This window comes from Methylophaga sp. OBS4, assembly GCF_026319305.1.
Lineage (GTDB): Bacteria > Pseudomonadota > Gammaproteobacteria > Nitrosococcales > Methylophagaceae > Methylophaga.
Map to the genome: position 1 here is coordinate 1 of NZ_JAPDMV010000024.1, position 18,756 is coordinate 18,756.

Here is an 18,756-nt window from a genome sequence, read left to right on the forward strand (position 1 = left end):
CCATAATCAACGCCTAGTTAATAACTGGATAATGATAGTTAGCCTCATGCCCAATTACCAAAATACAGTTTTTCCAATCCGCTCACAAGAAATTAGCTAGGGATGCTCTCGATTCATTAAGCCCATAAATAATTAATTGAACATTAATTCTTATTTTTGTTTATCAGAGTATTCAGTCCCCCACCAGCATCAGTCACAATATTTTCCTCATAACAACTTTTAAATCCTGAAAACTTAAAATCAACTTTGGTATAGGAGATTTCAATTACTCAATGTCACCCTATTCTGGAATTGGATGTATCAGTCCTCGTTTCCTCCATCTATTACCATTTACCAACGAATCGAATTTAACTCCATTCGATAATGTCAGATCATCTGCATGGTCTGTAACGATGATCTGCGGACAAAAACCATTTTTCTGTTCAATCTCGTTGCAATAAATAAATAACTGGCTAAATAGGTTTTCTACAGCCTTAATATCTTCATCAACAATTCGTTCGTCTTCGGATTTTTTGCGCTGCTCGGCCTCTTGGGTCTTTGGGTTCTCCCCCGTTTATACGGACGGTTTAAAAACGGTTGAAAACTTCATATCGCGCCTTGCAACTCGTCTTCTCATGCGAGGATTATGGAATCGCTCAATATAGTCAAATAAATCAGCTTTGGCTGAATCCAATGTCGGGTAGCGCATTCGGCTTGTGCGTTCCCGCTTGAGAACCCCGAAAAATCCCTCACACGCAGCATTATCGCCACAATGGCCAACCGCACTCATGGAGCATTCCAACGCATGTTTGCTCAAAAGTCGCTGGTAATCGCTGCTTCGAAACTGACTGCCACGATCTGAGTGCAAAACGACTGGCCCATCACCCTGGCGTTGCCAAACTGCCATTTCCACCACCCGAAGTACCATCTGACGATCTTGCCGGTGATGCATTGACCAGCCGACGATGAGCTTGCTGAACAGGTCAATGACAACACACAAATACAACTTACCTTCGCCTGTCTTGAGCTCAGTGATGTCAGTTACCCACTTGGTCTCTGGCTCTAGTGCTGTAAAGTCGCGTTCCAACAAATTCCGAACATCTGGCGGGGGTAATAATGGCGGCTTTTTCTGGCCACGTTTCTTCTTTCTCGGCCACCCCTGAAGTCCGGCTGCCGCCATTAAACGCGCAATACGATTTTTACTGGCTGTTTCACCAACATCCGTCAGATCTTCATGCATACACGGCACACCAATGATACTGCCGCTATCCTGATGGCTCTCACGAATACGCGACAGCAATCGCGCATTATCGACCTCTCGGGCACTCGGTGACCGTGCTTCCCAGCCGTAATAACCGCTCGGGGAAACCTTCAGACAGCGACACATCATGCGTACAGGAAACTCGCTGCGACAACGTTGGATCGCCTGATATTTCAGGACGACTCCCTGGCAAAGAACGTTGCCGCTTCGCGTAAAAAATCCCGCTCCTTCTTCACCCGCGCCAGTTCGCGTTTGCGACGGGCTACTTCTTCATCTCTTGGGCTGCCAGTGCCACTGAATGCCTTCTGGCCCGCTGAATCTGCTTCACGTCGCCATCTTGTCAGCAAACTCGGCAATACCCAGTTCATGTGCAATCTGGGCGCAGCTGACTCCCGGCTGCCTTGTTTGCTCAACAGCACCGTGCTTGAACTCGGGACTGTATTTTCTTCTCTTTGACATAAACACTCCTTTTGCCCATTATCAGGCTTCTTTGAAGTGTCCGCAAAATCTGGGTAGAACCCGAGGATTGAGCGAAGCTATGCGTGATGTGAGTTCTTACCTGATGTATTATTACAATTGGCAACGACCACATCAATTCAACGATGGATTTCCACCTGCAAAGACGGAAGATCTGTCTAAACCCGTGTCCGGAATTAGTTGACCACTACAGTATGCGGTTGTTATGTGTCAGGAAAGTACGCACAAGAATAAACGGCTGAAGCGGACTATGCATAAACGCCTACAAGAAATTCGACGGCATAGAATAGCATCAGCACATCAATATCGAATTGCTGGCTAGATTTCTGGAAATAAACCCGGCATCCAACGACCCGCCAGTGTGGCTGGAAAGGCCAAAAGTAAAGGGGCCCGTGAACTACCAGACTTCAGTGCACCGGATTCGATGAGCGCAGCAGTGGCTCGACGCGCAGTCCGGTCACTGACGCCCATTATTTCAGAAACTTCCCCGCGTTCAAGTTCACCTTTGTAGAGAATTACACGCAGAATATAGTCAGATTTCTGAGCAAGCCGTCCTGCTCGCATTTCCTCTTCTGCCCAAATCATGATGCGATCGCTCAGCTTAGCGGGTTTCATTAAATCTCTCATGAACTTAATTTGATCAATACATGTTTGCAGAAAAAACTCAGTAAAAGAAGCGAGTGCCGCCTCACTCAATGTTCCACGCCCATCCCGATCACCCTGCCTTTCCTCATCACATGCTTGTAAATGTTTTTTATATTCGATTTCTTGGCGGGCAAGTCCTCTCGCAACAGACCATAACCCTCTGGTATTGAGTGCATCTCTTAGCATCGCATAAGACATAAGACGCGCAGTCCTGCCATTCCCATCAAGAAATGGGTGGATCCACAACAATCGATGGTGGGCGCATCCAGCAGCAAGGATCGACTCTATTCGCCCTAGCTTGCTGTAAGCTTCATTGAAACGTTCCATAAACCTTGGGATAGCACCGGCACTAATAGCGACATGCTTTCCTACTTGGACATCCCGCTTTCTAACTTCACCTGGATTAATTTGAACCCGCTCATTTGTACTTGGTATCTCTACATACAAAAACTCTGGTGGTAACTGTTCACAAAAACGCCGATGAATTTCTTGTATCATCGCGAGAGATGTTGGAGATTCAGTTAACCCGTCCTCATCAATCCATTTCTGAACGGCAATATGCGCTTTAGCTTCAAGTTGGAGATTCCGTTTCTCAGGCTCTGAGCTGTAATCGCCACTCAAAGCCCGCTCAATATCTATCGGATGTGTGTTATGGCCTTCGATCAGATTGCTGTAATAACAATTCATGGATCGAATGAGCTCTGCCAGTGATAAAGCTATGGATTGTGGTAGGCTGCTCTGGAATCCCTCGGCCTGGGCAGCCAGATCAACAGCCAGATCATTTAGTACAGCTCTATGTGGTGAGCCTGCACTTACCATTAATGGTTCAAAACTCGCTATTGATTCGTTATCATCTCTCACTATTGTATTATCCACAGTTTTGGCCGCTCTAATGTCAAACCGATAACTAGTAATTAATCAAACTATAACAGCAACTTACATATACAACAAGCTATCTAATGGCCGGTTCAGTGGCCGGTTCGAATTAAATCGGTAAATATGTTTGAAATAATAGGCTGATGGTCAAAATTTTTTGAAATGACCGTGACAAACCAAAAGACATTTTCATGATTTCGAGGTGAGTCTGTGACAAGGGAAAATCGATAAACGTTGTTAATTGTCGCAAATCACCATCCAAAAATTTTCAATTTTTTCAGGAAATTACATACACTTAAGCATCAGCTAGATAACAACGGTGACAGTTTTTGGATCCACATATACCTAGATATTTTTCACCTTCCGAAGCCGAGGGTCACATCTTTTTGACCACTGCACACCTTGCCCCCATTAACTACACCTCTCGCTGCTTTCCTTCTCTCAAGGATTTGATATTATTAAAAATATCATTCTTACCTGACAAGTTCAGGCATTTTATAGATACGTCTTTTTATACCCGGCTCTCTCCTTAAACCTAAAAAAAACACAACGGGTTCACGAAAAGTAGCGGCACATCTTCAGCACCTGACTATAAGACGACTCTTTTCCCACACCCAACTGCGTTTTTCAGGTTACAGCCTGTCATGACTCACTTGACTCAGATTCCACAGCGCCCAAATTTTCGGACACAAGTGCAATTAATCCTGTTTCCTCATTGTTAGCATTTGCACTCCGTTACGGAGCTTATTAAGCATGATCATAGTGCATGGTTAGTAATCGCTTTAGTGGCGGCTCTAAAATAAAGGAATTTTTATGAATAAAACAAAATTATCTTTAGCCATGATGTCACTGGCGCTACCTTGTTACAGCGTTGCTGATGAACTGCTCAGCATGCAGCAAAATCCTGACTCATGGGTCATGTCGGCTGGAGACTACGCTAATACACGTTACAGCAAGCTGACACAGATCAATAAAGACAACATCAAAGATCTGAACATGGCCTGGGCTTTTTCTACTGGCGTACTGCGCGGTCACGAAGGCAACTCATTGATTATCGATGACACAATGTATGTACATACCCCCTACCCGAACATCGTATATGCCTTGGACCTGAATAATGATGGCGCCATCAAATGGAAATATGAGCCCAAGCAAAACTACGATGAAACCGTTCCCGTCATGTGTTGTGACGTAGTCAACCGGGGTCTGGCTTATGGAGACGGTAAGATTTTCCTGAATCAGGCAGACACAACACTGGTGGCACTGGACATTGATACAGGTAAACCGGTGTGGTCAGACAAACGTGACGATCCCAGAACAGGCGCAACCAGTACCGGTATCGCTCACGTCTTCAAAGACAAAGTGCTCGTTGGTATTTCTGGTGGTGAATTCGGTGTACGTGGCTATGTACAAGCCTATGATCTCAATGGCAAGGTGCTTTACAAAGCCTATAGCACCGGAGCGGATGAAGAAATGCTGGTCGAGCCGAACAGGACCACTTCAATGCTGAAACCGGTTGGCGAAGATTCTTCCTTGAAATCCTGGCAAGGTGATCAATGGAAAATCGGGGGCGGCACAACCTGGGGCTGGTATTCTTACGATCCTGATCTGAATCTGTTCTATTACGGTACCGGTAATCCTTCCACCTGGAATCCACTGCAACGTCCGGGCGATAACAAATGGACAATGGCTCTGTTTGCACGAGATCTGGATACCGGTGTCGCAAAATGGCTATACCAAATGACCCCTCATGATGAGTGGGACTATGATGGCGTCAATGAAGTCATTCTGGCCGATCAGAACATCCAGGGAAAAATGCGTAAAACCGCAGTACATTTCGACCGTAACGGTTTCGGCTACACCATGGATCGTGCCACGGGTGAACTGCTGGTCGCTGAAAAATTCGACCCGAGCGTAAACTGGTCAAACGGTGTGAACCTGAAAACAGGCTTGCATGATCGTGTTGCCAAATTCTCACCTGAAACTAATGGTGAAGATACCAATACAACCGGTATTTGTCCTGCTGCACATGGTGCCAAGGATCAACAACCAGCTGCATATTCTCCACAGACTGGTTTGTTCTATGTACCGACCAACCACATTTGCATGGATCTCGAACCATTCGAAGTCGAGTATCTGGCAGGACAACCGTACGTGGGTGCTGAAGTCAGTATGTTTGCTGCTGAAAAAGACAATATGGGTAACTTCATTGCCTGGGATGCCCGCGAAGGTAAAATCGTCTGGTCCAATCCTGAAAGATTCTCAGTCTGGTCCGGCGCCTTGGCAACCGCCTCTGACGTGGTCTTCTATGGCACGCTGGAGGGTTACCTGAAGGCAGTGGATGCGAAAAGCGGTCGTGAACTGTGGCGTTTCAAAACACCCTCAGGCATTATCGGCAACGTCAATACTTACAAACATGGTGATAAACAATACATCTCTGTTTTGTCTGGTATTGGTGGCTGGGCAGGTATCGGTATGACCAACAACCTGGAAAACGACACTGACGGTCTGGGTGCCGTCGGTGCCTACCGGTCTCTATCCAACTGGACTTCACTGGGCGGTGTGTTAAGCGTATTCAGTCTATAACACGATTAGCACCGTTCAAAAAAAGCCCGGCATTATTTCATTAGTGCCGGGCTTTTTTATCTTTATTGACCTGCTCTGGTTATAGCCAGAAAACGTGATTATTTCCATTATTTTACCAACAGCTGATCCAGATCAAGCGCTGTTGTTGACCGTGTTTCACGGTTCAATTATAACTACACACTAAAGTTGCAGTTTAAATACATGTTACCGATTCACTACCTGAAATAACGGAGAAATAAATGAAAATAAAACCATTCTGGCTGCTATCTATGGCGGCTTTGTCGGCCAGTATCTCTTCACAAAGTTTCGCCATTGAAACATCGGAAAGTTTTACTGAAGGTAAAAAGCTCTATGAAAAAAACTGCCTCGCTTGTCATCAGGCTAATGGTCAGGGAATGAGAGGTGCATTTCCGCCGCTGGCCGGTTCCGATTATCTGATGGCGGATAAGCAACGTGCTATCAGCATTCCCTTGAAAGGTTTACAAGGAAAAATCACCGTTAACGGCGATAATTACAATAGTGCCATGCCTGCTTTTACCAATCTGAAAGATAATGAAATTGCCCATATCATGACCTATGTGATGAATGCCTGGGGTAATCAAGGCGAATTGGTCACGGCCGACGAAGTCACACAAATCCGTAACGGTAACTGAGGTTAAAATAAACGCAACGGCGCCTTTTTCTTGCGCCCCGGACCGGGGCGCAAGGAATTGCCCGACCAACCACAGCCTGCCATTAACCTGGATAAACAACCTCTAGCTTATCCCCTTCATTCAGCCGCAACCGCAATATAATCCATGCCGGATTTACCACACCAATAACCGTCACATGCGGGGGCAGTTATCCAGGGTCCAATCTCCGTATTCACCGACTCGCCCTTTATTACCTGCGCGTAGCGTTGCACAATTTCATTCATATAGCGGGGCTGCGGGCTGAGCCGCATAATGTCTACACCAATCTGCTGCATTTGCTGCCAATGGGGTAATAAGTGCTGGATGCGCCCTGACTGGGTCTGAATACCGTTAATCGTGAAAAAAGCCTGTCCTTCCTGGCTATCCATTGGCAGCCCTTCGGCATAATCCTGACACACCAGCTGACAATCATCTTTGGGAAGCTGACGATAACGGGCGGTAAAACAGCGGGCAGAATAAGCCAGAGGCATGCGGCCAAAAGAGAACACTTCGGTCTCAATTTTTCCACCCAGCCCCATAGATTCAGCATCGGCTAATATCGCTTTTAGTGTTTCCGCATTCAGTTCAACCGGCATGACCCAGCGAATTAACCCCTGCTTATATAATAATCTGAGTGTATGGGCATTATAGATATTCAAACTGGGGCCGCCGACAAAAGGGAGTGTTTGCTCGGCCATTAATTGCACGGCAGCTATGTCATTCGCTTCCACCAATAAGTCACCGTTGTTACATAAACGTTTGACGCCCGCCATATCGGACTTGGCTTCAATCAATGTCAGGGTAGACAGCACCACCTGTTTACCCGATTGGGCCAGTTGTTTCGCCAGATCAATCCATTCTGCCGTTTTCAGGGATCGCCGTTTGGCACAAACCGTTTCACCCAGATAAATGATATCGACCGGACTCTTCAGCTGTAATTGATAAAAGTCCTCCACCGTCTGGCGAGGCCACAGGTACTGAATTGCTCCTAAAGATAAATGCATGAAAACTCCAAAAGACTCGATCTTGTGCTTGACGTTACTGCCAGGGGCGGTTGTAAGCGCCCAATGTGGTTTGTGTGCCTTCAGATACATCGGCAAGCGCCTGCATCCACTGTGGTTTAGCCACATAAGCCTGCGGGTTTGACTGGCAACTATCTATAGCCGCCCGCCAGACTTTGACCACTTTACTGATATAGGCAGTACTACGCTGGCGCCCTTCTATTTTGATGGCTTTGACACCCGCCGCCAGCAGATCGGGCAATAACTCCAGCGTATTCAAACTGGTGGGTTCTTCCAAGGCATGATAGGTATGACCGTCAACATTAAACCGTCCTTTACATACCACCGGATAGCCTGCTTTTTCACCAACTGCAAAACGATCAATCAATACCTCGTTCAATCGGCTCTCAGTGCCTGCCGGTGTTTCCACCCAGCGCACGGCTTTGGCCGGACTACAGGCACCGCAGGTGTTGGGGGATTCACCCGTTGCATAAGACGATAATAAACAACGGCCTTCCACCATGACGCATAAACTACCGAAGCCAAAGACTTCCAGCGTCACAGGACTGTCTTCAGCCAGTCGTTTTACCTGTGCCATCGACAATACCCTCGGGATGACGGCACGGCGAATAGCAAACTGTTGCTGATAAAACCGTAACGCCTCGGCATTGGTAGCTGAACCCTGCACCGATAAATGCAGCGCCAGATCCGGGTATTTTTCCGCAGCATAAGCCAGCACCCCGATATCGGCAACAATCAAGGCATCAACACCAATATCCGCTGCGATATCAACCGCTTTTTGCCATCGCGACCAACCGGCAGGTTGTGGGTAGGTATTAATAGCTACATAGACTTTACTGCCATGATCATGAGCATAATTGACCGCTTTCTGCGCTGCACCATCATGAAAGTTTAAGCCGGCAAAATGCCTGGCATTGGTGTCGTCTTTGAAACCGATATAAATTGCGTCAGCACCATGTTCGGCCGCGGTTTTTAACATTGAGATATTACCCGCAGGACAGACCAGTTCCATTTTTTCCTCCCGATATTTCTGTAACAACATCATATAAGTTTCTGATCAGCAAAAAACGGCTGGTTGGCTATCTTTTGATCCAGGTCATGGTTATTTTCATCGTAACCATCATGATGGGCATATCTTTGATTATCAGGCTATTCAGGAAATAATAAATATGGTTTCGATGGCACCAAAACTTGCTTTGCTCATACCGGAAAAACTGGCCTTATTACCAGGCATTCAATATCTGCCCTGGCGAACGCCGTTCAGATTGCTGCCGCAAGCTGCGCAATTAATTGTTGTTGAGAAAATCTCCAACGTTATATTCAAACAACAGCTGTTCGATGGTGAGTTATGCTTTCTGGAAAATACGGTATTACGGATACAAATCAGGGATCTGGCTTATGATTGGCAAGTGTCGTTAAAGCAAGATCGTTTGTCATTCAGTCCGGGTAGAGATAGTGCCGACACGACTTTTTCCGGCAACAGCAGGGATTTTCTGTTGTTAGCCAGCCGCCGTGAGGATCCTGACACGCTGTTCTTCCAACGTCGCCTGTCTATTGAAGGCAATACTGAACTGGGCCTGCACGTCAAGAACTTGATTGACAGTGTTGATATGGATGAATTACCTGCCGCTTTTAACCATGCTTTAAACTTAATGGCCGACTTTGTGGAGGCCTTGCCACATTAGACTTTTAAACTGCAGGTGATGTGCAGTGCTTGGTCAGGGAATGGCCAAGCCGCATTCCTCGCGCCTTGATTGGCACTTTTTCAGAGCGCAATAAAAGCAAAGATGAAAAATAAACAGCCCCTAATATTTAATTTTTGGGGCGAAAAGGTTTAATAACCGTTTCATCACATTCCAGATAGGGCCCTTCCATCAGATCGAGACAATAAGGTACCGCAGGAAAAACCGCATCAAGACATTCACGGATAGCTTTGGGTTTACCGGGAAGATTGATGATCAGGCTTGAGCCTCTCAGCCCCGCTGTCTGGCGCGACAAAATAGCAGTAGCAACAAATTTCAGCGACTCTGCCCGCATCAATTCGCCAAATCCAGGCATCATTCGGTCGCATACCGCTTCGGTCGCCTCTGGCGTCACATCCCGTTTTGCCGGCCCGGTACCGCCAGTGGTCACAATCAGACAACACGCTAGTTCATCAGCCATTTTGATCAGCGTTGCGGCAATCACGTCCTGTTCATCCGGAATCACTTCATAAACCGGCTGCCATGGTGATGTCAGAAATTCATCCAGAGTCGCAATAATGGCCTTGCCGGAAAGATCATCATAAACACCCTTGCTGGCCCGATCACTGACCGTCACAATACCAATTTTTGCTGTTTTTATAGTCATAACTTACTGTCATTGAGTCGTGTGCTGTTAATTTCGGCTGCCATCAAAAGCCAGTTGATGAAACAGTGTGACATCGTTCAGTTCAGGGTGAAACGTCAAAGCGATGTGGCGTCCCTGACGTACGGCAACCGGCTCATTGTTGTAACGGGCCAGCACTTCAACATCGGGACCAACGGCATTAATCCTGGGTGCCCGGATAAAGCAAGCAGCAATTGTTTGCTGATGATCGGCAAGATCTACCGTCAGATCATCAACAAAAGACGCCAATTGCCGGCCATAACCGTTACGCGTCACCGTAACATCTATCATGTCCAGTGTCTGAATACGTGAATCATCCTGTTGCAGCCTGCCCATCATTATCAGGCCAGCACAGGTGCCCAGTACCGGAAATTGCTGCGCGAACGAAACCAATGGCTGGCGGAAGCCGTTGGCAGCGATCAGTTTGCTCATAGTCGTCGATTCACCACCGGGAATGATCAGGCCCGCCACGTCAGCCAACTGTTGCGGGTAGCGTACCAGAACTCCTTGCAGATCCAGCCGGGATAAAATCCGGCCATGTTTTTCATAATCTCCCTGTAACGCCAGCAGACCGATTTTCACTTACCAACCCCGTTCCTGTAACCGTTGTTCAGCCGGTATTTCAGCAATATCAAGCCCTTTCATCGCACTTTTCAAACCAGCCGCGATTTCAGCCAGTTTTTGCGCATCATCGAAATAAGTCACAGCCTCCACAATGGCTTTGGCCCGACGCGCCGGATCTTCACTCATGAAAATACCTGATCCGACAAAAACTGTCTCGGCCCCTAATTGCATCATAAGGGCAGCATCAGCGGGGGTAGCAACCCCACCCGCGGCAAAATTCGGTACCGGCAATTTCCCGGTTTCTGCTACCTGACAAACCAAATCGAAAGGCGCGCCCAACGCTTTGGCTTGTGCCATTAATTCCTCTTTACGCAAACCCATGAGATTTTTCATATCGTTTTGAATCTGACGCATATGCCGGACAGCTTCGACGATGTTTCCGCTACCGGCTTCACCTTTGGTGCGGATCATGGCTGCCCCTTCACCAATTCGCCGTAACGCTTCGCCCAGATTCCGGCAGCCACACACAAAAGGCACATTAAACTCATGTTTCCAAATATGATTGGTTTCATCTGCCGGTGTCAGTACTTCACTCTCATCAATAAAATCAATTTCCAGTGCCTGCAAGATCTGGGCTTCAACAAAGTGGCCAATCCGGCATTTTGCCATCACCGGAATCGTGACCGTGTTCTGGATTTCCCGGATCATGTCGGGATCACTCATGCGCGCAATGCCGCCATCCTTTCTGATATCGGAAGGGATCCGTTCCAGCGCCATCACCGCAACAGCCCCGGCATCTTCAGCAATCTTTGCCTGTTGCGGGTTGGTGACATCCATGATCACGCCGCCTCTGAGCATTTCTGCTAGTCCTATTTTTACTGCAAAAGAAGTGGTGCTTTGTGCCACTGTAAAACCTCCGATAAATAGCCGTACATTCTCCGTCCGGAACAAAAACAAGCATTACTCATAATTGCTTCCACGATGGGCACTGCATCGCTGTAGATCCATATACGCTGTGCCCGCATTGTTAATTTAATTATCAAACAAATTATACCCGTGATACTTGAAAATGCGCGTATCAGAGCCTCATGTGAGCCGTCAGAACAAGGCGCAGCCTGCTGCCAAATGGTTATAGGCTGGAACGCAGGTCTGGCGGCTCACATGGGCTCCCGAAGGGCGAGACGATAAGCTGATATCGCACATTTTCAAGTATCACGGGTATATACCCAAACCTGCATTTTGAGGTGGTTTGAGTATATTGTGTCGCATCAACCGTATCGTAACGTAAAATGGGAAAACATACCTTTAAGTTGTTCTGACAGAGTACTGTCAAGGAATAAAGATGTGTTTTGCACCTGATACCCTGCAACCGGCCTGCATTCCTGCAGTGCATAGTGCGTTACGCCTGCAGTGGCCAAGCTTTCTGCCAGATCAATAACTGTGTTGCGAGTGAAAAAATTCGGGTCGACGGTGGTACGCACTTCATAGTCGATACCGCTCGCCAGTATCAGTTCCAGACTCTCTTTAACTTGTTCATCACTGCCGCTTATCCCGGTAATCCGGGCATAGTCTGTAAATGTTGTTTTGATATCCAAACCAACCCAGTCCAGCATGGGCAAATATTTTGCCAGCCTTCGGGGGTTGGCTCCGGCGGTATGGAGCGCAACTTTAAATCCCATAGCCTTAATGCCTGTTATGGCATCAGCTAATCCGGTTTGCAGTAACGGCTCGCCACCACTCAGAACAACCCCGTCCAGAAAGCCCCGCCTAGGTTGCAGAAATGTTCGTAACATCTCCCAATCATCACCATGCTTATCAACCTCGAGCAGGTGCGGGTTATGGCAATAGGGACAGCGCCAGGCACAGCCTTGTAGAAAAACCACGGCGGCCAAATGGCCTGGGAAATCGATAGTCGTGAACGATGTCAGGCCACCAATTTTGAGTCCCATTAAACTGCGTCTCCGTTACAGTCTGTTGTTGGCCGGAGACTCTATGAAATGCCGACGCTCTGCATGTTCACTTTGTTTGCCCGGATTGAATGATGTCAGCGGGCGGTGGTATCCCATTACCCGGGTCCAGATTTCACAGCGCTGACGTTCTTCTTCACGCAGTTCAATGGTCATATGGTTATTAGTTGTCATGTTATTGCTCCTTGTTGATAGCAGTTAAGTGATTAAGCCACAACCTGTTGGTTGTGTTTTCCAGCGAGTAATTCCTGATCACAATGCGGACAGAATTCGTGTTCCCCGGCAAGGTAACCGTGCTTGGGACAAATTGAGAATGTCGGCGTAATCGTGATATAGGGAAGGCGGAAACGTTCCAGCACGCGCCGGACCAGCGTGCTGCATGCGAGTGAATCAGAAATCCGCTCGTTCATGTAAAGATGCAGCACCGTGCCGCCCGTGTATTGTGTCTGCAGTTCATCCTGCAGCGATAAAGCTTCAAAGGGGTCATCGGTCAGTCCGACCGGCAACTGAGATGAATTGGTGTAATAAGGTGCGGCTTCAGTGCCAGCTTGAATAATGTCAGCAAAACGCTTGCGATCTTCTTTGGCAAAACGATAGGTAGTGCCCTCGGCAGGTGTGGCTTCCAGGTTATACATATGTCCCGTTTCATCCTGGAAAACAATTAATTTTTCCCGAACATGAGTAAGTAGCCTTAAAGCAAAGCGCTGGCCCCACTCATCGCTGACATCATGGGCATCATCACTGAAGTTACGGATCATCTCGTTAATTCCGTTCACTCCAATAGTGGAAAAATGATTTCTCAAGGTTCCCAGATAGCGTTTGGTATAAGGATATAAACCGCCATCCATATAACGCTGAATCATCTTGCGTTTAATTTCCAGGCTGTTCTTGGCCAGATCCATCAACCGGTCAAGGCTCCGGATTAAAGCGGCTTCGTCATTTTTATAAAGATAGCCAAGACGGGCGCAGTTGATTGTGACAACACCGATAGAACCGGTTTGTTCAGCAGAACCGAACAAGCCATTACCCCGCTTTAACAACTCCCTCAGATCCAGTTGCAGACGGCAGCACATTGAACGCACCTGGCCCGGTTCCATATCAGAGTTAATAAAATTCTGGAAATAAGGCAGTCCATATTTGGCGGTCATATCGAATAACCGTTGGGCATTATCACTTTCCCAGGGGAAATCCTTAGTGATGTTATAGGTAGGAATAGGGAAGGTAAAAACGCGTCCTTTATCATCACCGGCAATCATGACTTCAATATAAGCCTGATTGATCATGTCCATTTCTGTTTGCAGATCACCATAAAAAAACGGCATTTCTTTGCCGGCAATCACCGGGATCTGCTCTCGCAGATCCTCGGGACACACCCAGTCAAAAGTCAGGTTAGTAAAAGGTGTCTGGGTTCCCCAGCGTGAAGGCACGTTGAGGTTATAGATAAATTCCTGTATCCCTTGCCGCACCATGTCGTAGTTCAATTTTTCACGACGAATATAAGGTGCCAGATAAGTATCAAATGAACTGAACGCCTGCGCACCGGCCCACTCATTCTGTAATGCACCGAGAAAGTTAACCATCTGGCCCAACGCACTGGAAAAGCGCTTGGGTGGTGCGGCCTCAACCTTGCCGGGCACCCCATTGAACCCTTCCGTCAACAAGCTACGCAATGACCAACCGGCACAATAACCGGCCAGCATGTCGAGATCATGAATATGAAGCTCTCCTTCACGATGCGCTAACCCTGCTTCTACAGGATAGACATGGTTGAGCCAATAGTTAGCCGTGACCTTGCCGGCTGTGTTCAAAATCAGCCCTCCCAGAGAATAACCCTGGTTGGCGTTGGCATTGACCCGCCAGTCAAGTTGCTGCAGGTATTCATTCATTGATGTCTCGACATTGATCATGGTTGTTTGATCGCGTCGTAATTTGCCGTGTTGTTCACGGTAGACAATATAGGCACGTGCCGTGCGGTAATGATCGGAAGTAATCAGAACCTGTTCGACCACATCCTGGATTTGCTCGATCTCGGGCAAGCTTTCGGCATAACGGTGGTGCAGCACTTTTAATACCTGCAGGGTTAACTGGCGCGCTTCATCTATGGAAAACGCTTCAGTGGCCATTCCTGCATGATGGATCGCCGAAAGAATCTTTCCGGCATCAAACTTGGCCCGCCTGCCATCACGCTTAATCACCATATCCGGTAACTTGGCTGCCGATAATTCCTCTGTGGCAGTGGCTATGTCTGTGTACATATTTTTCCCCTTCCTAATTCATTTTCTCTGGTGAGAAAAGTCAGCAACTCAGACCAGAATAGTGACAAGGTGTAAACTCAGCCCTACAACTTATTTTGTCTTTGTCAAGCTAGTCTTTTCCGGGTAATCCAAAAACTTAAAACCACAATATATTGTGTTAGATAAAAATTAAAGCACAATATATTGTGGAATTGATCTGGATCAAGATTTTATATAACTTAAGACAAACTCCTCTCAGACAGATCAATCACTCCACAGGAATAATCGGACCGACCCGGGTTTCAGCTACCCCGGAGCAGGGCGAAGTGACTCACAACAAGAAGGCTTTATGCCGCACATTACTAAGCGGCAACTGGATTAAGGATCGGGGCAGGTCAGCCATTTTAAATAAATGACGAACAACGGGAAAAGTGCTTTTTCAGACACAAGCCGGGGGACGGGGGTTGTTTTTGCGGCCAGTTTGCTTGGTCCACAGGCAGTGGCGAAGCTGCAACGTCAACAGCCCCTAATGTTGATCTATCTGACCGCTTATCAATGCTTGTGTCACAGCCTCGAAAGCCACCACGCTGCCGCCATATTCTTTGGCAAACATATTGGCAATATTTTTATCCGAAAAGCTGGCCAGCGTCGGCCCCATTGCTCCCTGACGGCTGTGCCCCAGAACAAACCATGCTTTGCGTGCATCAATATAGAATTCATCATCAGGGGCGTCCCACGAGGTTTGAGCCATATCATGAACATAAACAGTTTGTATGGCGTGCTGATGCTCGGGATCGAGTAAATAGGCAAACATATCGCGGGTGGAACAGAATTTCAGCACCTGGTCATTCCCACGTTGATACAACTGCCCTTTTGGGCCCGGGAAACGCTTGATAATCATGCCGCACTGGTGGCACTCGTCACCGCTTTCGATAGTCACGGCCTGTTGTACCAATGCCAGTTCCGATGGTGATTCACCACAGGCAGTGACAATCAAAAACATCATCACGATGACCGGACGCAACTTTTTGCTTACTCGCATCATAATGTTCTCTTGTTGAATTTGAACAGGGTGTACAGCAACGGTATCAGCAACCAGAACACCATGCCGCTAAACAAGATGCGGGTAGTGAATTGTGCCTGTTGCGCCACAGCCATCAGCCCGCTTAGTTGTTGATCGGCAAAATACTGGATAACCGCAAGGCGGTAGATATCGGTTGGATTAAGCAGCAGCAGATAAGGAAACATCTCTGCATTGACATTGCCTTCGGTAGTCACCAGCAAGCCCAGCAACATCAAATCAAACATCAAGACAAAACTGAACCAGACGATTAATGCGAGCCCCGCTGCTTTTGATTTTTCAGTGACAGACACACTGATCACATAAGCAAAAGCAATAAATATCCATCCCAGCAACACTGAAAAGATAATGAAAAAAACATAGGCATCAACCAATTCTGCCCAGGCGGTATTACCTGAGAACAGCCCGGTCACCAAAGCAGACAGACCAAAACCGGTGACGCTTGCACAAGCCAGGATCAAACCATGGCCGAGCATTTTCCCTAAAATAAACTGCCAGCGTTTCATGGGATAGGTCATTAACAATAACAAGGTACCTTGTTCGTCTTCACCTACTACACTGTCATACGCCAGCATCAAGGCAATTAACGGGATCAGAAACACCGCAAGTGTGGCAAGACTGACCATGGTGGCCGAAAGCGAAGAGAACCCTGCTTGTCCGGAGGCTGCCGAGCCGAAATAGGCCAGTCCGGTGGCGAGTATTGCAAAAATGAGGCTGATAGATAACACCCAGCGATTGCGAAGGCCATCACGAAATTCCTTGCCGGCAACGGTTATCAATACGTTCGACATCAGACTGTTCCGGAATAATGTTGATTGAAGTGGGCGTAAACATCATCCAGGGAAGGCATATGAATGTCGATATTTTCCAGACCCGGCAGCGAAATGAGTTGTGGCAATATATGCATTTTCTGTTGCTGACTGACCTGACATTCAATACCTTTTCCGGTGCGCCGGAATCCAGCGGCCAGATGCTCGGGAAGTTGCAGATCCTGCCCCTGGAGTTCAATGTTCACCGGCAAATCAGCTTGCTGGCGCAGCTCACTCAAGCTGCCTTCGGCCAGCGCCCTACCCTGTCTTAAAATCAAGGCCCGATCGATGACTTTCTCTACCCCTGCCAACAGGTGTGAACACAGCACAATGGTGCTACCCGTTTGTTTCAAGGTTTCAATACTGCTGTAAAAATCCCGCGTGGCGAGCGGATCCAAACCGACCGTGGGTTCATCCAGTAATAACAGTTTCGGCGCCCCCAGTAAGGCTTGTGCCAGCCCCAAACGCTGACACATGCCTTTGGAGTAGGTTTTCACCCTGCGATCTGCCGCCTGTTCCAGTCCGACTTGTGCCAGCAAGTCATGGGGTTGTCTCGCCGTGCAGCCTTTTAATTTTGCAAAATAATTCAGCACTTCCAAACCGGTCATTTGCTGATAAAAGCTGACGTTTTCCTGCAAAAAACCGAGTTGCCGGCGTAACTGATAGGCGTGGCTGCCGGCTGGATCTTTATCAAATACCCGTACCTCACCACGGCTTGGTTTTATCAGGCCCAGAATCAGTTTAATGGTGGTCGTTTTACCGGCACCGTTATGACCGAAAAGCCCTAACACTTCGCCCTGCCGGATCTGCAAGTCAAGTTGTTGCAGAGCGTGTACGCCACGATAATGTTTTTCCACCTGAGATAAATCGACAATAATCATGGCGTCAGTCCAGCAGGCAGCGTCATTAACGGGTAACTGTCTTTGACGCCGGGAGATTTCAATACCGGGAATTGCCGTTGCACCCAGCGCAGCAGCATGACCGACGGACTATTGATCAATAATTTAGCGGCGGGATATTTCCATAACAAGCGGTCAATACCGTCATTGGGCTCATACGCCACATCGCCAATAGCATCATCATTCATATCCCAGCCGAGATAGTCGCTCCAGAAATTGCCCACACCGTCAACTGACCAGTCCTGACTGCGGTTAGCCACATATTTAACCTGGCTGCTGTTGTTGATAAAGGCATTGCCGGTAAAGGTATTGTCTTCGGAACCTGCGGTGAGATGAATGCCGATATCACTGTCCGCCAGTTTGTTGTTATGGATCTGATTAAATAAAGAATTATAAATAAACAAGGCTTTGCCTTCGGGTTGATAGCCCTGCTGCGTGTGACTTATCTGTGGATTACGCAAATTCTGCACCGAGGTGACCACGTTGCCGGTAATGATTGAGTTCGTAATAAAATTCATCAAAATACCGTAGTTCACATCCTGCTCCGAGACGTTCTGAGTCACGGTAAGATACTTCGATTGCATCAGCGCATAACCGGTACGGGTATGACGCGTATGATTTTTGGCTACTACATTATGATAGGAATACATGTAATGAATACCGTATCGCAAGTCGTGCAGATAATTGCCAATCAACTGGTTGCCATTGCTGGTATCAATATAAATGCCGTCACGGCTGTGCCAGACCTCGTTATTTTTGACCAGTGCACCCGACACATTGAATAAATGAATGCCGTTGCCCCTGTCCGGTGACCGTATGGCTTCATTCCCCTGGATCCGGTTGTTGGTGATTTCCACATTGGGCGCCGCATCGACCCAGATACCAAAACAGTCCCCATATAAATAATTGTTAATTATCCGGGTATTATTCGCTTCTCTGGTAATAAAAATGCCGGCATTCATTGCGGTAAGATCGTGTCCCCAATTGCTAAGCTGTAGATCATTCACTATTACATCAGCCGCATTGATGGTCAGGGTGTTACCTTGTCCCAGGCTGTCAAGTAACGCTCCTTGCTTGCCGCTCAATTGTAACGGTGTGTTAATAACGAAATTCCCCTGATAGGATCCTTCGTTCAATATCAAATGATCCCCCGCCTCGGCCTGGTCCAGATAATATTGCAAATCATCCGCCGGCGTGATGTTGATACTGTTTGCTTGTGCCGTAAAGCTCAAACACACAGTGAACAGATACAGAAAAAACACTTTCCGAATCACTGACTTATTGGAGAAAACGACAGGCAGATTGTACAATTTTCTAT

16 protein-coding genes and 2 pseudogenes are annotated in these 18,756 nt (G+C 47.5%); 3 read left to right on the top strand and 15 right to left on the bottom strand.

The window, feature by feature from the left end; all coding sequences use genetic code 11:
• Positions 1-280 precede the first annotated feature (280 nt).
• From OMP95_RS12535 to OMP95_RS08680, 3 genes and pseudogenes are all read right to left on the bottom strand, one after another.
• Positions 281-520, bottom strand: a pseudogene (locus OMP95_RS12535) (DUF3732 domain-containing protein); the annotation flags it as partial.
• A 33-nt stretch (positions 521-553) separates the two neighbouring features.
• Positions 554-1,699, bottom strand: a pseudogene (locus OMP95_RS08670) (IS3 family transposase).
• 336 nt (positions 1,700-2,035) lie between these two features.
• Complete coding sequence (locus OMP95_RS08680; protein WP_266327873.1) at positions 2,036-3,223, bottom strand: Fic family protein; 1,188 nt, start codon at positions 3,221-3,223, stop codon at positions 2,036-2,038.
• An 828-nt stretch (positions 3,224-4,051) separates the two neighbouring features.
• Here OMP95_RS08680 and OMP95_RS08685 point away from each other — a divergent pair.
• Complete coding sequence (locus tag OMP95_RS08685; protein ID WP_266327874.1) at positions 4,052-5,824, top strand: methanol/ethanol family PQQ-dependent dehydrogenase; 1,773 nt, start codon at positions 4,052-4,054, stop codon at positions 5,822-5,824.
• 239 nt (positions 5,825-6,063) lie between these two features.
• Entirely contained in the window at positions 6,064-6,477 is a 414-nt protein-coding gene (locus OMP95_RS08690) for a c-type cytochrome (protein WP_266327875.1), read from the top strand.
• A gap of 116 nt (positions 6,478-6,593) precedes the next feature.
• Here OMP95_RS08690 and OMP95_RS08695 read toward each other — a convergent pair whose 3' ends face one another.
• Positions 6,594-7,499 carry a U32 family peptidase gene (locus tag OMP95_RS08695; RefSeq protein ID WP_266327876.1) on the bottom strand — a complete coding sequence of 302 codons (906 nt, stop codon included), beginning with the start codon at positions 7,497-7,499 and terminating at the stop codon, positions 6,594-6,596.
• A gap of 34 nt (positions 7,500-7,533) precedes the next feature.
• Positions 7,534-8,562, bottom strand: a complete 1,029-nt coding sequence (ubiU, locus tag OMP95_RS08700) for a ubiquinone anaerobic biosynthesis protein UbiU (RefSeq protein ID WP_416234639.1) — start codon at positions 8,560-8,562, stop codon at positions 7,534-7,536.
• A 133-nt stretch (positions 8,563-8,695) separates the two neighbouring features.
• Here ubiU and ubiT point away from each other — a divergent pair, with 133 nt between their 5' ends.
• Entirely contained in the window at positions 8,696-9,202 is a 507-nt protein-coding gene (gene ubiT, locus OMP95_RS08705) for a ubiquinone anaerobic biosynthesis accessory factor UbiT (protein ID WP_266327877.1), read from the top strand.
• Positions 9,203-9,329: 127 nt separating this feature from the next.
• Here the strand turns inward: ubiT and mog are convergent, their stop codons facing one another.
• The 10 genes from mog to OMP95_RS08755 all read right to left on the bottom strand — a co-directional run bounded on the left by mog (position 9,330) and on the right by OMP95_RS08755 (position 18,748).
• The gene (gene mog, locus OMP95_RS08710) at positions 9,330-9,866 is read right to left on the bottom strand and encodes a molybdopterin adenylyltransferase (protein WP_416234640.1); all 537 of its coding nucleotides are present in this window, start codon (positions 9,864-9,866) and stop codon (positions 9,330-9,332) included.
• Between the two features lie 27 nt (positions 9,867-9,893).
• On the bottom strand, positions 9,894-10,466 hold the full coding sequence (gene pdxT, locus OMP95_RS08715) for a pyridoxal 5'-phosphate synthase glutaminase subunit PdxT (protein WP_266327878.1): 573 nt from the start codon (positions 10,464-10,466) through the stop codon (positions 9,894-9,896).
• The gene (pdxS, locus tag OMP95_RS08720) at positions 10,467-11,306 is read right to left on the bottom strand and encodes a pyridoxal 5'-phosphate synthase lyase subunit PdxS (protein WP_416234641.1); all 840 of its coding nucleotides are present in this window, start codon (positions 11,304-11,306) and stop codon (positions 10,467-10,469) included.
• A 410-nt stretch (positions 11,307-11,716) separates the two neighbouring features.
• Positions 11,717-12,397 (bottom strand): anaerobic ribonucleoside-triphosphate reductase activating protein, encoded by a 681-nt coding sequence (locus OMP95_RS08725; protein WP_266327880.1) that lies wholly within the window; start codon positions 12,395-12,397, stop codon positions 11,717-11,719.
• A 15-nt stretch (positions 12,398-12,412) separates the two neighbouring features.
• The gene (gene nrdD, locus OMP95_RS08730) at positions 12,413-12,589 is read right to left on the bottom strand and encodes an anaerobic ribonucleoside-triphosphate reductase (RefSeq protein ID WP_266327882.1); all 177 of its coding nucleotides are present in this window, start codon (positions 12,587-12,589) and stop codon (positions 12,413-12,415) included.
• A 32-nt stretch (positions 12,590-12,621) separates the two neighbouring features.
• Positions 12,622-14,670 (bottom strand): ribonucleoside triphosphate reductase, encoded by a 2,049-nt coding sequence (locus OMP95_RS08735; RefSeq protein ID WP_266327884.1) that lies wholly within the window; start codon positions 14,668-14,670, stop codon positions 12,622-12,624.
• A gap of 505 nt (positions 14,671-15,175) precedes the next feature.
• Positions 15,176-15,694: a nitrous oxide reductase accessory protein NosL gene (locus OMP95_RS08740; RefSeq protein ID WP_266327886.1), complete on the bottom strand. Its 519-nt coding sequence runs from the start codon at positions 15,692-15,694 to the stop codon at positions 15,176-15,178.
• Positions 15,691-16,521: an ABC transporter permease gene (locus OMP95_RS08745; RefSeq protein ID WP_266327888.1), complete on the bottom strand. Its 831-nt coding sequence runs from the start codon at positions 16,519-16,521 to the stop codon at positions 15,691-15,693. The genes OMP95_RS08740 and OMP95_RS08745 overlap by 4 nt, the downstream gene beginning before the upstream one ends.
• A complete protein-coding gene (locus OMP95_RS08750; RefSeq protein WP_266327890.1) occupies positions 16,521-17,420 on the bottom strand; it encodes an ABC transporter ATP-binding protein in 900 nt (299 codons plus the stop codon). Before OMP95_RS08750 ends, OMP95_RS08745 begins: the two co-directional genes overlap by 1 nt.
• Entirely contained in the window at positions 17,417-18,748 is a 1,332-nt protein-coding gene (locus OMP95_RS08755) for a nitrous oxide reductase family maturation protein NosD (protein ID WP_266327892.1), read from the bottom strand. Before OMP95_RS08755 ends, OMP95_RS08750 begins: the two co-directional genes overlap by 4 nt.
• Positions 18,749-18,756: the final 8 nt, after the last annotated feature.